Consider the following 15,245-nt stretch of genomic DNA (forward strand, 5'->3'; position numbering starts at 1 on the left):
ACATGCGCCTACCTGCCTGGCTCGCTCAACATCTCGCGGCGCTGCGCGCGCTGCTCGTCTTCACCGTCCTGCTCGGCCTGGCCTATCCGCTGCTCTTCGTCGGCCTCGGCAAGATCCCCGGGCTGGGGGAGGACCGGACGCTCATCGGTCAGTCCTTTACCGACGCCGACGGCAACCCGGTGCCGAAGTACTTCCAGAGCCGTCCGTCGGCGGCCGGCGACGGATACGACCCGACGTCGACCGGCGCCAGCAACCTGGGACCGGAGGACGTGGTCGACACCCAGGACCGGAAGAGTCTGCTCACCCGGGTTTGCGAGCGCAGCCTCGCGGTCGGGAAGCTGGAGGGCATGGACGGCAGCCGCCCCTACTGCACTGCCGACGGGGTCGGCGCGGTGCTCGCGGTCTTCTACCGGGACGGGTTCACCGGGCCGGTCACCCGGGTGGTCTCGGTCAACCAGACCGGGGTCCCGTTCGTCAGCACCTATCGGGGAGTCGGCGTGGAGTCCGCCAAGATCGGCGAGGATTATGTGGCGCTGGGCGGGGTGATCACCCCGATCCGCGGTGACGCGCCGGTCGATCCGGTGGTCCCGGCAGACGCGGTCACCGCCAGCGGCTCCGGCCTCGATCCCGATATTTCCGGACAATACGCAGATCTTCAGGCGGCTCGGGTGGCCCGGGAACGCGGCGTCACACTGGACCGGGTGCACCAACTGATCAGGGAGAACACCTCGAGTGGCGTGGTCAACGTGCTGAAGCTGAACACCGCGCTGGACGGCGTGAACCATCCCACCACCCCTAAAACGGACTAAAGGCCTTTATCGTGGGTCGCGGTGAACTGCGGATCTATCTCGGCGCGGCGCCGGGTGTGGGCAAGACCTACGCGATGCTCGAAGAGGCGCACCGCCGCGCCGAGCGGGGCGCCGACGTGGTGGTCGCCTTCGTCGAGACGCACGGCCGCAAGCACACCACCGCGATGATCGGCGACCTGGAGGTGCTGCCCCGCCGCGAGATCACCTATCGCGGCGTGGCCTTCACCGAGACCGATCTCCCGGCCGTCCTGGCCCGGCGGCCGGAGATCGCGGTGGTCGACGAGCTGGCGCACACCAACGTGCCCGGCGCCGGGCACGCCAAGCGCTGGCAGGACGTCCAGGACCTGCTCGACGCCGGGATCAGCGTGCTGACCACGGTGAACGTGCAGCACCTGGAGTCGCTCAACGACGTGGTCGCCCGGATCACCGGCGTCGAGCAGCGGGAGACCGTGCCGGACGCCGTGGTCCGCGCCGCCGAGCAGGTCGAGCTGGTCGACATGACCCCGGAGGCGCTGCGCCGGCGGATGGCGCACGGCAACGTCTACCAGCCGGAGAAGATCGACGCGGCGCTCGGCAACTACTTCCGGGCCGGGAACCTCACCGCGCTGCGCGAGCTGGCCCTGCTCTGGCTCGCCGACAAGGTCGAGGACCAGCTCGACCGCTACCGGGCCGACCACGACATCGACGCCACCTGGGAGACCCGGGAACGCGTGGTGGTCGCGGTCGCCGGCGGCCCGGAGGGCGACACGCTGATCCGGCGGGCCGCCCGGATCGCCGCCCGCACCAAGGGCGCCGACCTGATGGCCGTGCACGTGACCCGCAACGACGGGCTGGCCGGCGTCGACCCGGCGGTGCTGGCCAAGCAGCGCCTGCTGGTGGAGAGCCTGGGCGGGACGTACCACCAGGTCGGGGGCAGCGACGTGTCCCGGGCGCTGCTGGAGTTCGCGCGCGGGGTGAACGCCACCCAGATCGTGCTCGGCGCCTCCAGCCGGGGCCGGTTCGCCCAGCTGCTCACCGCCGGCGTCGGGGTGACCACCACGGCGCTGTCCGGGTCGATCGACGTGCACCTGGTCACCCACGAGCGCGCCGGGCAGGGCCGGCGCCGGGAACGGATGCCGGCCGCGCTGTCCCGGGGCCGCCGGCTCGGCGGGTTCCTCACCGTGCTGCTCGGCCTGCCGCTGCTGACCGCGGTGCTCGCCGCCGTGCCCGACCCGCCGCTGGTCAACGACATCCTGCTGTTCCTGGCCGCGGTGGTCGGGGTGGCGCTGATCGGCGGGCTGTGGCCGGCCCTGCTCGCCGCGGTCGCCGGGTCGCTGCTGCTGAACTGGTTCTTCACCCCGCCCTACGGCCGGTTCACCATCGCCGAGGGGCAGAACCTGCTGGCCCTGGCGATCTTCGTGGTGGTCGCGGTGGCGGTCAGCTGGGTCGTCGACACGGCCGCCCGCAAGACCCGGCAGGCGGCGCGGGCCGCGGCCGAGGCGCAGACCCTGGCCGTGGTGGCCGGCGGGGTGCTGCGCGGGCAGCGGCCGTTGCTCGCGCTGCTGGACCGGCTGCGCGAGACGTTCGCGCTGCAGTCGGTGACGCTGCTGGAGAAGGGCGTGCCGGTGGCCGGGGTGGGCGAGCCGGCCTGCGCCGAGCCGGCCGCGGCGGACGTCGTGGTACAGGCCGACGAGGGGCTGTTGATGCTGCTCAAGGGGCACACGCTGGACGCGTCCGACCGGCGGATCGTGGAGGCGTTCGCGGCCCAGGCCGCGGTCGCGCTGCGCCAGGAACGGCTGGCCGCCGAGGCGGCCACCGCGCGACCCCTGGCCGAGGCGAACAAGCTGCGGACCGCGCTGCTCGCGGCCGTCAGCCACGACCTGCGTACGCCGCTGGCCAGCGCCAAGGCGTCGCTCGCCGGCCTGCGCAGCGCCGAGGTGGAGTTCGACGAGGAGGATCGGGCGGAGCTGCTGGCGACCGCGGACGAGTCGCTCGACCGGCTCGATCGGCTCGTCGCGAACCTGCTCGACATGAGCCGGCTGCAGTCCGGGGCGCTGGGTGTGACGCGGATCCCGGTGGGCGCCGAGGAGGTCGTACCCAGGGCGCTTGATGATCTGGGCCCGGAGGGCCATGGGGTTTCCGTTCGGGTGCCGGATGACCTGCCGCTCCTGGCGACCGACCCGGGCCTGCTGGAACGGGTGCTGGTCAACGTGATCGCGAACGCGCTGCGCTACAGCCCGCCGGACCGGCCGCCGATGGTCACCGGCAGCAGTCACGGCGACACCGTCGAGTTGCGGATCATCGACCACGGGCCGGGCATCCCGGAGGACCGGTGGGACGATGTGTTCCTGCCGTTCCAGCGCCTCGGCGACCGGGACAACCACAACGGCGTCGGGCTCGGCCTGGCGCTGTCCCGCGGTCTGACCGAGGCGATGGGCGGCACGCTCACGCCCGAAGAGACCCCCGGAGGCGGCCTCACCATGATCCTCGCGCTGCCGGCCGCCACATGACCATCCGGATTCTGGTGGTGGATGACGAGCCGCAGATCGTGCGCGCGCTCAGGATCAACCTCAAGGCGCGAGGGTACGAGGTGGAGACCGCCCGCGACGGCGCCGCCGCCCTGCACGTCGCCGCCCACTTCCACCCCGACCTGGTGGTGCTCGACCTCGGCCTGCCCGACATGGAGGGTGCCGAGGTGATCGCCGGCCTGCGCGGCTGGACCACCGTGCCGATCATCGTGCTGTCCGGGCGGGCCGGCAGCGCCGACAAGGTGGAGGCGCTGGACGCCGGCGCGGACGACTACGTGACCAAGCCGTTCGGGCTGGACGAGTTGCTCGCCCGGATCCGCGCGGTGACCCGGCGGGTGCAGCCGGCCGGGACCGAGTCACCCCTGGTCAACATCGGACATTTCGAAGTCGACCTGGCGGCCCGCTCGATCAGCGGCGACGTGAAGCTCACCCCGACCGAGTGGCAGCTGCTGGAGCACCTGCTCCGGCACCCGGGCAAGCTGATCTCCCAGCGGCAGCTGCTGCACGACGTGTGGGGGCCGCAGTACCAGACCGAGACGAACTACCTGCGGCAGTACATGGCCCGGCTGCGCCGCAAGTTGGAGGACGATCCGGCGCGTCCGCGGCACCTGCTCACCGAACCGGGCATGGGATATCGCTTCCGGCCATGAGCTTTCCGCTACATCTCTGCGCGAACAGGCCGATTGGTCAAAGGACGGTCCTGTACGGCAGAGGAGAGCGGCGTGCGATGGTTCGGTTCGCGGGAGGCCGGCGAGGAGGTCGCGCGGCCCGTCCCACGTGACATCGAGGCCCTGGAAGAGCTGGTCCTGGCCCTGGACTCGGCGATCGACGAGACCACGGCCTGGCGGATCACGGTGGCCAGCACGGTCGAGTCCTACGACTTCGGATACGGCGCCATCTGGATCCCCGAGGGCGGCCAGCTGAAGTTGCTGCACGAGGTCGGGCGGATCAGCTCGCAGGTGCAGGCGGTCACCGCCGGTTCGGTGCTGCGGCCCGACACCGGCCTGATCGGGCGCGCCTACCGGACCCGGCAGACGGCGGTCGCCGAGTCCCCGGACGAGTGCGGCGACTGCCGGCGCTGCGAGGCCGCGATGAAGGCCGGAATGATCGCCGGGGCCGCCATCCCGGTGGTCCGGGGCACCGAGGTGCTCGCGATCCTGGAGTACTACTCGCCCACCCCGCTCTACCTGGACACCGCGCGCCGGGAGAAGCTCGCCGCCATCGCCCGGATCGCCGAGCGGGCCCGGACCAGCGCGGTCGCCGCGGCCGAGCTGCGCCAGGCGGCCGACGACCGGATCGCGGTCACCACCGTGGTCAACCAGCTCGGCTCGGCGCAGGACAGCCAGTCCGCGCTGCGGGCCGCCCTCGACGCGGTGCGCAAGGCGTTCGGCTGGGCGTACGGCTCGTACTGGGAGGTCGACCCGAACGAGAACGTGCTCAAGTTCCAGGTCGAGTCCGGCTCGGCCGGCGACGAGTTCCGCAAGGTCACGCTGGCCGCCACGTTCGCCGAGGGGGTGGGCCTCTCCGGCCGCGCCTGGCGGGCCCGGGACCTGGTCTTCGTCCGCGATCTGTCCGACCTCACCGACTGCGTGCGGGCGCCCGCCGCCGGCCGCGCCGGGGTCCGCTCCGGGGTCTGCTTCCCGATCATGAGCCACGACCAGATCGTCGGCACCATGGACTTCTTCACCACCGAGTACATCGACCTCTCCGAGTCCCGGGCGGCCGCCCTGCGCAACGTGCAGCAGCTGACCAACCAGCGTCTCGAGGTGCTGCGCGCCGGCGAGCGGTCGGCGACCAACGCGCGGGCGCTGCTGGACACCGTCGAACGGCTGCGCAACGCCAGCGGCGACGCCACCGCGGTCGCCGAGCAGGCGGTCACCCGCGCCTCGGCGATGACCGCCGAGGTGGCCGCGCTGGGGCAGGCCTCCACCGCGATCGGCGACGTCATCAAGATCATCGAGTCGATCGCCGAGCAGACGAACCTGCTCGCGCTCAACGCCACCATCGAGGCGGCCCGGGCCGGGGAGGCCGGCAAGGGCTTCGCGGTGGTCGCCGGCGAGGTCAAGGACCTGGCGCGGGAGACCGCCGAGGCGACCCAGAAGGTGGCCCAGCAGATCGCCGGGATCCAGGCCAGCGCGGAGACCGTCGCGGCCGGCATCCACACCACCAGCGAGACGATCGGCAAGATGGACGCGGTCCAGGTCCGGATGAACGACGTCCTCGCTGAACAGGCTGAAATGGCCCGCGCTCTGGAAGGGTGAGCGTTTTTTCGGGCATGGTGAGGTGCATGACTGGCGTACGACTTCTGGTAGGCACACGCAAGGGCGCGTTCATCCTCACCTCGGACGGGACGCGCCAGGACTGGAAGGTCGACGGGCCGCACTTCGCGGGCTGGGAGATCTACCACCTCAACGGTTCCCCGGCCGATCCGGACCGGCTCTGGGCATCCCAGACGTCCGGCTGGTTCGGCCAGATCATGCAGCGCTCCGACGACGGCGGGCAGAACTGGCAGGCGATCGGCAACGACTTCGGTTACGCCGCGCCGGTCGGTGACCACCTCTGGTACGACGGCACCGCCCGCCCGTGGGAGTTCAAGCGCATCTGGCATCTGGAGCCGTCCCGGACCGACCCGGACACCGTCTGGGCCGGCGCCGAGGACGCCGCGCTCTACAAGTCCACCGACGGCGGGCAGAAGTGGGAGGAGCTGACCGCGCTGCGGCAGCACCGGACCGGCCCGTCCTGGCAGCCCGGTGCGGGCGGGATGTGCCTGCACACCATCCTGCTGCACCCCACCGACCCGGAGCGGATGTACGTGGCGATCTCCGCGGCCGGGGCGTTCCGCACCGACGACGGCGGCGCGACCTGGCTGCCGATCAACGCCGGCCTGCGCTCCGGCGGCATCCCGGACGAGGACGCCGAGGTCGGGCACTGCGTGCACCGGCTCGCCATGCACCCGTCCCGGCCGGACACGCTCTTCATGCAGAAGCACTGGGACGTGATGCGGACCGACGACGCCGGCGGCCGGTGGCGCGAGATCAGCGGCGACCTGCCGACCGACTTCGGCTTCCCGATCGCGGTGCACGCCCACGAGCCGGAGACGATCTACGTCGTCCCGATCACCAGCGACTCGCTGCACTATGTGATGGACGGCAAGCTGCGCGTCTACCGCAGCCGCAGCGGTGGCGGGGAGTGGGAGGCGCTGACGACGGGCCTGCCGCAGTCGCACTGCTACGTCAACGTGCTGCGGGACGCGATGGCCGTGGACACCCTCGACGAGTGCGGCATCTACTTCGGGACCAGCGCCGGGCAGGTGTACGCGTCGTCGGACAGCGGCGACACCTGGACCGCGGTGGTGCGCGACCTGCCGCCGGTGCTCTCCGTCGAGGTCCAGGTGCTGCCGTGATCCGGGTGGAGCTGCCGGTGCACCTGCGGACGCTGGCCGGCGCCGGCAAGGAGGTCCGGGTCGAGGTGGACGGGCCGGTCACCCAGCGGGCCGTGCTGGACGCGGTCGAGCGGGACTATCCGATGCTCGCCGGGACCATCCGGGACCGGGCCAGCGGGCGGCGGCGGCCGCTGGTGCGGTTCTTCGCCTGCGAGGAGGACCTGTCCAACGAGTCGCCGGACGATCCCCTGCCGGAGCGGGTGGTCCGCGGCGAGGAGCCGTTCATGGTCGTCGGCGCGATGGCCGGCGGCTGACCTCGTTGTTCCGGTGTCCGGGGCCGCCCCGGACACCGGGCCGGACTCAGTTGCCCTTCGGCGGTGGCTTCTGGTCCCGGGGTGGCGCGATCGTGATCGTCCGGGCGCCGCCGACGCCGATGCCGTTGATGTTCACCACCTGCGGCAGGGAGCCGAAGTCGATCGGCCAGTCGTTGTTGCTGATGATCACCACTGAGCTGCGGTTCGCACGCCAGTGCGCGCAGTCGTGGTGGGTCCAGAGGCCGGTCTCGGCCCCGATGCGGTTGAACGTGTCGCACGCGGCCCGCACGTCCGGATCATCCTTCGGCCCGGCTTGCGCCGGCCCCGCGGCCATCGCCAGCACGGCGAGGACCCCGCCGCTCACGGCCGCGATCTTTGTCGCTGTTCGCATGTGATCACTTCCTTGCCTGTACGCCGTTGACCTCAGCTGACCACGGGAACGGCGGCCGCTCTCCCGGATCGGGGAAAGCGGCCGCTCCGGGTGCTCTCAGCTCAGGTGCTCGAAATGACGATCGGTTCACTCGATCGGACGAACTAGCAGGATTTAACCGTAAAAAGGTTATCTGATGCGGTATATGGGCAGGCTCGCCGGACGTGCGGGGGCATACCATCAGGGGCATGGTGAGGCGTACGGGCGCGGCGACCCGCGAGGAGATCCGCTCGGCGGCGACCCGGCTGTTCCGTGAGCGCGGCTACTCCCGCACGTCGGTGCGGGACATCGCGGCCCTCGCGGCGAGCAACCCGGCCCTGGTGATCCGGCACTTCGGCAGCAAGGAGCTGCTGTTCCTGGACACCATGCAGCTGACCATCGACGACGAGCCGCTGCTCGCCGTGCCCCCGGCCGAGTTCGGTGAGCGGTTCGTCGCCCGGCTCCTCGCCGACGACGACATCCGTGGCGTCTACCTGGCGCTGGTCCGCGGTTCGAACGAGCCCCAGATCAAGGAGCGTCTGCAGGCCATCCACGAGCGCACCTTCGTCGGCCCGCTGCGCTCCCGCCTGACCGGGCCGGACGCCGACCTGCGGGCCCGGCTGGCGGCCGCGGTTGTCGGCGGTCTGCTCTACGCCCTCTGGGTGGTCGGCGACACCCACCTGGTCGCCGCCGACCCGCACGACCTGGTCACCCGCTACGGCGCCCTGCTCCAACAGCTGATCACCCCACCCTGACCCGCGCCCGGCACACCGCCCCCGCCGGGCCCGCAACCCCGCGCTGTGGCCCGGCTCCGCGCATCGCTCGCGGTCCCGGCTGGTCGTCAGGGTTGCTTCAGCGGGTGTGCGGCAGCCGTGAGCACCAGCCGGGTCCGCGAGCCGCGGCTGGGCCGGGAGTGGGTGCCGGCTCGCGGGGTTCTTTGAAACCGTGACCACCCGCGGACGTCGCCCTTGCGGGCCTCGTGTTCTGGGCGCCCGCGCCCTTGCGAGGCCCGCAAGGGTCCCCGCGGGAGCGACGATCAGTTATTGGCCGCAGCCGAGGCAATGAAGAATGTGATCCTCAGGTTTTGCTCGGGAATGCGTTGTCGAAATGGTGCCGGTTATTGGATGGACCAGCCGCCGTCGGAGGGGAGAATGACGCCGTTCAGATTGACCGCGTCGTCGCTGAGCAGGAACGTGATGGCGGCGGCCAGGTGCTCGGCGGCCGCGACCGCCGGGATGAGCTGCAGGAACGGGCCGGTCTTGCCGAGGCCGAACGCGGACTGGTTGGTGGGGCGCATGCCGGTGGCGACGCCGCCCGGCGCGACCGCATTGACGCGGATGCCCTCGCTGCCGTACATGAACGCGGTGTTCTTGGTGATGCCGACGACCGCGTGCTTGGACGCGGTGTAGGCGATTCCGGCGGCATTTCCGCGCAGCGCGGCTTCCGAGGCGACATTGACGATCGCGCCGCGGCGGGCGGCGAGCATGGCCGGGATCGTCGCGCGGGTGAGTTTGAAGACGCCGTCGACGTTGACCGCGAAGACCCGGTCCCAGACCTGGTCGGACGTCTCGTGGACCGGGGTGAAGTCGTCGACGACGCCGGCGATGTTGGCCAGGCCGTCGATCCGGTCGCCGGCGGCGGCGACGATCTCGGCGATGTCCGCGTCCCGGGTGATGTCGGCGGTCACCGGCACGATCGCGTCGCCGAGGTCGTCGGCGAGCGACTTGAGGCCCTCGGCGGTGATGTCGACGGCGATCACCCGGCCGCCCTCGCGGGCGATGCGGGACGCCGTGGCGCGGCCGATGCCCGAGGCGGCGCCGGTGACGATCACGGTCTGGCCGGCGAAGCGGCCCGGGGTGATCTTCTCCCGCCAGGCGCCGGTGTCGGTCTCCTCAGTCGGGAGCACGCCGCCGTTGACCTGCAGGACCAGCGCGTCGACGGCTTCCTGGGGGAACTGGCCCTGGCTGAGCGCGACCAGCTGCTGCAGCGGCAGCTGCCGGACCGGGCTGAGCTTGGACTCGTCGAACGTGCCGCCCTGGCCGAGCAGGTGGCGCAGCGCGGGGCCGCCCTCCGGGTGTGCCAGCCAGTCGCCGATGGTGCTGGCGGCGGTCAGGGTCTTGGCCATGTTCGATCCTTCCGGGGGAGTACGACGGGGGTGTGCAAGCGAAGTCAACTTAGTTTACTTGGCGGCCGGAGGGGAAGGGCCGGGGAATTCCGGGATCGCCGCCCGCGGGGCGGGCCGGGCCGCAAGACTGAGGCTCATGACCAGCGGTGACACGGCCGCGATGGTGAGCCGGCGCCAGACGAACATCGTCTTCACGGCGATCCTGCTCGGCATGCTGCTCGCCGCGCTGGACCAGACGATCGTCTCGACCGCGCTGCCGACCATCGTCGCCGACCTCGGCGGCGCCGGGCACATGTCCTGGGTGGTCACGGCGTATCTGCTGGCCGAGACGATCTCGACGGTGCTGGCCGGGAAGTTCGGCGACCTGTTCGGGCGCAAGACGGTCTTCCAGATCAGCGTGCTGGTGTTCGTCGGCGGCTCGGTGCTGTGCGGGATCGCGCAGGACATGGTGATGCTGATCGGGGCGCGGGCGATCCAGGGGATCGGCGGCGGTGGCCTGATGGTGACCGCGATGGCGCTGATCGCGGACGTCATCCCGCTGCGCGACCGGGGGCGGTACCAGGGCGCGCTGGGCGCGGTCTTCGGCGTCACCACGGTGGTCGGGCCGACCCTGGGCGGGCTGTTCACCGATCATCTGAGCTGGCGCTGGGCGTTCTACATCAACGTGCCGGTGGCGATCGTGGTGCTCGGGATCGCGGCCCGGGCCATCCCGTCGATCCGGTCCGGCACCCGGCCGGTCGTCGACTACGCCGGGATCGCCCTGGTCGCGCTCGGGGCGTCCAGCATGATCCTGGCGCTGTCCTGGGGCGGCAACGAGTACGCCTGGGGCTCGTTCACCATCGTCGGCCTGTTCGCCGCCTCGGTCGTGCTGCTCACCGCGTTCGTGCTGGTCGAGCTCAGGACGCCGGAGCCGATGCTGCCGATGCGGCTGTTCCGCAACTCGGTGTTCGTGGTCTGCTCGACGCTGAGCTTCATCGTCGGGTTCGCGATGCTCGGCGCGATGACGTTCCTGCCGACGTATCTGCAGTATGTGGACGGTGTCTCGGCGACCGGGTCCGGGGTGCGGACGCTGCCGATGGTCGCGGGGCTGTTCCTGACCTCGATCCTGTCCGGCAACCTGGTCAGTCGTACCGGTAAATATCGGATTTTTCCGATCCTTGGCGGCGCGGTGCTGAGCGTCGGGCTGTGGCTGATGTCGACCATGGGACCGGGGACCGGCGCGTGGCTGATGTCGCTCTACATGTTCGTGCTCGGCATGGGGATCGGGCTGAGCATGCAGGTGCTGACGATCGTCGTGCAGAACACCGTCCCGTACGCCGACCTGGGCACCGCTACCTCGGGCGTCACGTTCTTCCGGACGCTGGGCAGCTCGTTCGGCACGGCGATCTTCGGCACGTTGTTCAGCAACAAGCTCGCCACCTTCCCGGCGGTCCAGAACCCGGCCGCGGCCAGCCCCGAGGCGCTGCACCGGCTGAGCGGCGCGCTGGCGGATCCGATCATCGCGGCGTACGCGGACACCATCGCCTACGTCTTCCGCTGGGTCGTCCCGGTCGCCGTCCTCGGCTTCGTCGTCGCGTGGTTCCTCAAGGAGCTGCCGCTGCGCGACGGCGCCCGCTCGCACGCCACCGACGTGGGCGAGGGCTTCCAGGCGCCGGCCCCCACCGACCGGGTCGCGCAACTCGAGCGGGCGATCAGTGACACCATGCGCAAAGCCGGACATGACCGGACGGTGCTGGACGAGATCCTGGCCGATTCGGGTGGCCGGCTCAGCCGTTCGCAGGCCTGGGCGATGGGACAGACGCACCTGTACACGCGGGCGCGGGGGCATGCCGACGTGGACGCGATCGCGCGGACCCACCGGATGCCGCCGGAGGTGCTGCAACCCGCGTTCACCGACCTCTGCCAGGCCGGATACGCCAGACTCGACGGTGACACGGTGCGTCTCACCGAGTCCGGCCAGGAACAGTTCGACCGGGTGCGGCAGGCCTGGCGGGAGTGGCTCGACGCCCGGCTGGAGGATTTCACGATGACCGATCCCGGCGACCGCGCCCTGCTGGACCAGGCGCTGACCAACATCGCCACGAGGTTGGTGGACGAGCCCGCGCCGGCCGGTTCCCCCGGCCGAGCCTGATTCTCCGCGCGCCGGGTCGGTTAGGGTTCCGCCGTGGGATTGCTGGACAGGTTCGTCTCTCCCCGGCGCCGATTCGCGGCGCTGGCTCTCCGCGTCGCCCGGAGAACTCCCGGCGTCGAACGTGCGGTGGCCCGCCCGGAGGACTTCTCCATCGCGATCTATCGCACCGGTTCGCCCGGGCCGGCCCACATCTACCTCGCGAACATCTTCCGCGAGACCGAGGGCGCGACCGCCGCTGAGCGCAAGGAGCGCCTCGCGAAACTGGTCCGCATCATGGCGGCTCCGCCGCCTCAGGACAATTGGGATTCGGTACGGACGAAGCTCCGTCCCGTGCTGCGCCCGGTAACCTTCGGCTCCGCCGGGCCGCCCGGCATGCGACCCCCGATCTCCCGGGCGGCGCTGCCGTACCTCAAGGAGTTGGTCGTCGTCGACCAGCCGGACGCGATGGCCTACGTCGTCCCGGACCGGGTCGACGAGTGGGGTGTCTCCGCCGAGGAGGTGTTCGCGACGGCCCGCGCCAACCTCGCCGAGATGGCCCGTGCCTCGCTCGACCAGCCGTGGCCCAGCGGACAGCCGCTGATCAGCATGCTCGACGACGGTGACGCGTACTTCACCTCCCTGCTGCTCGCCCCGGGCTGGCTGGCCGAGGTCGGCGAGCGGCTCGGCGGCCCGGTGCTGGCGTTCGCGCCGGACAACAACACCCTGCTGCTCTGCCCGCTGCCGGAGACCACCGCCGAGCCGTTCTACGCCCTGGTCGACCAGCACTTCAAGGAGGCGCCGCGCAGCCTGTCCCCGGTCGGTTACGTGGCCGGGTCGCAGGGGCGGGCGGTCGCGTACACGCCGCCGCCGGGCCACCCGCACTTCCTCTCCGCCCGCCGGGCCGAGACGCTGCTCGCCCTGACCGAGTACCACGGCCAGACCGACTGGCTCGCCGAGCAGTACGCGCAGGCCGGCGTCGAGGTGCACGTCGGCGGCCTGCTCGCGGCCGAGCCGGTCGGCGGCGTCCCGGAGACCGTCGCGGTGTGGACCGCGGGGGTCAGCACGCTGCTGCCGAAGGCGGACACCATCGCGTTCGTGCACCCGGACTCCGGCCCGCAGTTCCGGGTGCCCTGGGACGCGGTCGCCGAGCGGGTCGGCCTGGAGGCGGAGCCACTGCTCGCCCCGGCCCGCTACCGCGTCGACGACTGGCCGTCCCCGGCGGTGCTGGCCGAGCTGCGTCAAGAGATCGCCTGAACACTCAGCTTGAAGATCCCACTGGACTCGGCCCCCGGGGCAGGGGGCATGCTTGGTTCATGGCGCCGATCGATGAGGAAGAAGCCCGGTTGCACGTCGGTCCACCGGCCGACCGCGCGGCCGGGCTCAAGGCCGTCCGGCTGAGCTTGGCCAACGCCGTGCAGCAGATGGGCGTTCGCAAGACCGTCCGCAACCTGCGCACCCTCAATCAGCACGACGGCTTCGACTGCATGAGCTGTGCCTGGCCCGACCCGCAGGGCCACCGGCACGCCGCCGAGTTCTGTGAGAACGGGGCGAAGGCGGTCGCCTGGGAGGGCACCCGGGACACCGCCGGCCCGGCGTTCTTCGCCGCGCACCCGGTCGCCGAGCTGGCCCAGCAGACCGATCACTGGCTGGAGAAACAGGGCCGGCTCACGCACCCGATGATCCGCCGCGAGGGCGGCACCCACTACGAGCCGATCTCCTGGGCCGACGCGCTCGCCCTGATCGGCGCGCACTTCCGGGAGCTGGCCGATCCGAACGAGGCGGTCTTCTACACCTCCGGCCGGGCCAGCAACGAGGCCGCGTTCGTCTATCAGCTCTTCGCCCGCGCGCTCGGCACCAACAACCTGCCCGACTGCTCCAACATGTGCCACGAGTCGACCGGCTCGGCGCTGACCCGCACGATCGGCGTCGGCAAGGGCTCGGTCACCCTGGAGGATCTGCACCAGGCCGACCTGATCGTGATCTCCGGGCAGAACCCGGGCACCAACCACCCGCGGATGCTGACCGCGCTGGAGATCGCCAAGCGCGACGGCGCGAAGATCCTGGCGATCAACCCGCTGCCCGAGGCCGGCCTGCTGCGCTTCGACAACCCGCAGAAGGCGCGCGGCCTGGTCGGCGGCGGCACCGGGCTGGCCGACCGGTTCCTGCGCATCCGCTCCAACGGTGACCTGGCGCTCTGGCAGGCGATCGGCGGCCTGCTCCTGCAGAAGAACGTGGCCGACCAGGAGTTCATCGACTCGTCCACGGTCGGCTTCGAGGCCTGGGCCAAGCACGTGGCGAACGTGGACCGGGAGGCCGTGCTCGCCGCCACCGGGCTGGAGTGGGCCGAGATCGAGGCGGCGGCCGACATGCTGGCCTCGTCGAAACGGATCATCCACTGCTGGGCGATGGGCATCACCCAGCACCGCAACGCGGTCGCCACGATCAAGGAGTTCGTCAACGTCGCCCTGCTGCAGGGCATGATCGGCAAGCCGGGCGCCGGCCTCTGCCCGGTCCGCGGGCACTCCAACGTGCAGGGCGACCGGAGCATGGGCATCTGGGAGAAGCCGCCCGCGGTGTTCCTGGACCGGCTGCGCGACGAGTTCGGCTTCGAGCCGCCCCGCGAGCACGGGGTGGACGCCGCCGACGCGGTCCGGGTGTTCCGGGACGGGCGGGCCAAGGTCTTCCTCGCGCTCGGCGGCAACTTCGTGGCCGCGATGTCGGACACCGAGGTGACCGCGGCCGCGATGCGCGGGGCCGAGCTGACCGTGCAGATCTCCACCAAGCTCAACCGCAGCCACCTCGACGCCGGGCGGGTCGCGGTGATCCTGCCGACGCTCGGCCGTACCGAGCAGGACCTGACCGGCGGCCAGGTGCAGCGGATCACCGTGGAGGACTCGATGTCCGCGGTGCACGCCTCGCGGGGCCGCTCCGAGCCGGCCGGGCCGCTGCTGCGCTCCGAGGTCGACATCATCTGCGGCATCGCCCAGGCCACCCTCGGCGACCGGCACGAGATCCCGTGGTCCGACTTCGCCGAGGACTACGGGCGGATCCGGGAGCGGATCGGCCGGGTCGTGCCGGGCTGCGACGACTACGCGAACAAGGTCGACAACGGCGGCTTCACCATGCCGCACCCGCCGCGCGACTCGCGCACGTTCCCGACCCGGGAGGGTAAGGCGGTCTTCACGGTCAGCCCGCTCGAGGTGATGACCGTGCCGGAGGGCCGGCTGGTGCTGCAGACGCTGCGCAGCCACGACCAGTTCAACACCACGATCTACGGCCTCGACGACCGCTACCGGGGGATCTACTCGGGCCGCCGGGTCGTCTTCATCAGCGCGGCCGACCTGGCCGAGCTCGGTTTCGCCGACGGCGACCTGGTCGACCTGACCTCCGAGTGGGCCGGCGAGGAGCGGCGGGCCGAGCGCTTCCGCCTGGTGGAGTACGACACCCCTAAGGGCTGTGTCGCCGCCTACTACCCGGAGACGAACCCGCTCGTCCCGCTCGACTCGCAGGCCGAGGAGAGCGGCACCCCCACCTCGAAGTGGGTGATCGTGCGACTATCTCCTAGTAATTCAGTCTGATATGTGGGAAG

General features: G+C 71.3%; 12 protein-coding genes. 10 read left to right on the top strand and 2 right to left on the bottom strand.

Annotated features, from left to right (window positions below):
* The first annotated feature begins 2 nt into the window (after positions 1-2).
* From L3i22_RS09895 to L3i22_RS09920, 6 genes are all read left to right on the top strand, one after another.
* On the top strand, positions 3-809 hold the full coding sequence (locus tag L3i22_RS09895) for a potassium-transporting ATPase subunit C (RefSeq protein WP_221326660.1): 807 nt from the start codon (positions 3-5) through the stop codon (positions 807-809).
* Between the two features lie 11 nt (positions 810-820).
* Positions 821-3,298, top strand: coding sequence for a DUF4118 domain-containing protein (locus tag L3i22_RS09900; protein WP_221326661.1), 2,478 nt, complete (start codon positions 821-823; stop codon positions 3,296-3,298).
* Positions 3,295-3,966 (top strand): response regulator, encoded by a 672-nt coding sequence (locus L3i22_RS09905; RefSeq protein ID WP_221326662.1) that lies wholly within the window; start codon positions 3,295-3,297, stop codon positions 3,964-3,966. Before L3i22_RS09900 ends, L3i22_RS09905 begins: the two co-directional genes overlap by 4 nt.
* A gap of 72 nt (positions 3,967-4,038) precedes the next feature.
* Complete coding sequence (locus tag L3i22_RS09910; RefSeq protein WP_221326663.1) at positions 4,039-5,577, top strand: methyl-accepting chemotaxis protein; 1,539 nt, start codon at positions 4,039-4,041, stop codon at positions 5,575-5,577.
* A gap of 26 nt (positions 5,578-5,603) precedes the next feature.
* A complete protein-coding gene (locus L3i22_RS09915; protein WP_221326664.1) occupies positions 5,604-6,719 on the top strand; it encodes an exo-alpha-sialidase in 1,116 nt (371 codons plus the stop codon).
* Positions 6,716-7,012, top strand: coding sequence for a MoaD/ThiS family protein (locus L3i22_RS09920; protein WP_221326665.1), 297 nt, complete (start codon positions 6,716-6,718; stop codon positions 7,010-7,012). The genes L3i22_RS09915 and L3i22_RS09920 overlap by 4 nt, the downstream gene beginning before the upstream one ends.
* Positions 7,013-7,058: 46 nt before the next feature.
* On the opposite strand, the gene L3i22_RS09925 is transcribed toward L3i22_RS09920, so the two are convergent.
* Positions 7,059-7,403, bottom strand: a complete 345-nt coding sequence (locus L3i22_RS09925) for a hypothetical protein (protein ID WP_221326666.1) — start codon at positions 7,401-7,403, stop codon at positions 7,059-7,061.
* Between the two features lie 227 nt (positions 7,404-7,630).
* Here L3i22_RS09925 and L3i22_RS09930 point away from each other — a divergent pair, with 227 nt between their 5' ends.
* A complete protein-coding gene (locus tag L3i22_RS09930) occupies positions 7,631-8,176 on the top strand; it encodes a TetR family transcriptional regulator (RefSeq protein WP_221326667.1) in 546 nt (181 codons plus the stop codon).
* 362 nt (positions 8,177-8,538) lie between these two features.
* Here L3i22_RS09930 and L3i22_RS09935 read toward each other — a convergent pair whose 3' ends face one another.
* Complete coding sequence (locus L3i22_RS09935; RefSeq protein WP_221326668.1) at positions 8,539-9,546, bottom strand: SDR family NAD(P)-dependent oxidoreductase; 1,008 nt, start codon at positions 9,544-9,546, stop codon at positions 8,539-8,541.
* Positions 9,547-9,682: 136 nt separating this feature from the next.
* On the opposite strand from L3i22_RS09935, the gene L3i22_RS09940 reads away from it, so the two are divergent.
* Genes L3i22_RS09940 through L3i22_RS09950 form a run of 3 tightly spaced genes read left to right on the top strand, consistent with a single transcriptional unit; the run spans position 9,683 to position 15,234 of the window.
* Complete coding sequence (locus tag L3i22_RS09940) at positions 9,683-11,677, top strand: MDR family MFS transporter (protein ID WP_221326669.1); 1,995 nt, start codon at positions 9,683-9,685, stop codon at positions 11,675-11,677.
* Between the two features lie 33 nt (positions 11,678-11,710).
* Positions 11,711-12,910: a hypothetical protein gene (locus L3i22_RS09945; RefSeq protein ID WP_221326670.1), complete on the top strand. Its 1,200-nt coding sequence runs from the start codon at positions 11,711-11,713 to the stop codon at positions 12,908-12,910.
* Positions 12,911-12,969: 59 nt separating this feature from the next.
* Positions 12,970-15,234 carry an FdhF/YdeP family oxidoreductase gene (locus L3i22_RS09950; RefSeq protein WP_221326671.1) on the top strand — a complete coding sequence of 755 codons (2,265 nt, stop codon included), beginning with the start codon at positions 12,970-12,972 and terminating at the stop codon, positions 15,232-15,234.
* Positions 15,235-15,245 lie beyond the last annotated feature (11 nt).

Source organism: Actinoplanes sp. L3-i22 (assembly GCF_019704555.1).
Lineage (GTDB): Bacteria > Actinomycetota > Actinomycetes > Mycobacteriales > Micromonosporaceae > Actinoplanes.

Coding starts and splice junctions, on each gene's coding strand:
- L3i22_RS09895 (WP_221326660.1), top strand. CDS start 3: ATGCGCCTACCTGCCTGGCTCGCTCAACATCTCGCGGCGCTGCGCGCG.
- L3i22_RS09905 (WP_221326662.1), top strand. CDS start 3,295: ATGACCATCCGGATTCTGGTGGTGGATGACGAGCCGCAGATCGTGCGC.
- L3i22_RS09915 (WP_221326664.1), top strand. CDS start 5,604: ATGACTGGCGTACGACTTCTGGTAGGCACACGCAAGGGCGCGTTCATC.
- L3i22_RS09925 (WP_221326666.1), bottom strand. CDS start 7,403: ATGCGAACAGCGACAAAGATCGCGGCCGTGAGCGGCGGGGTCCTCGCC.
- L3i22_RS09930 (WP_221326667.1), top strand. CDS start 7,631: ATGGTGAGGCGTACGGGCGCGGCGACCCGCGAGGAGATCCGCTCGGCG.
- L3i22_RS09935 (WP_221326668.1), bottom strand. CDS start 9,546: ATGGCCAAGACCCTGACCGCCGCCAGCACCATCGGCGACTGGCTGGCA.
- L3i22_RS09940 (WP_221326669.1), top strand. CDS start 9,683: ATGACCAGCGGTGACACGGCCGCGATGGTGAGCCGGCGCCAGACGAAC.
- L3i22_RS09950 (WP_221326671.1), top strand. CDS start 12,970: ATGGCGCCGATCGATGAGGAAGAAGCCCGGTTGCACGTCGGTCCACCG.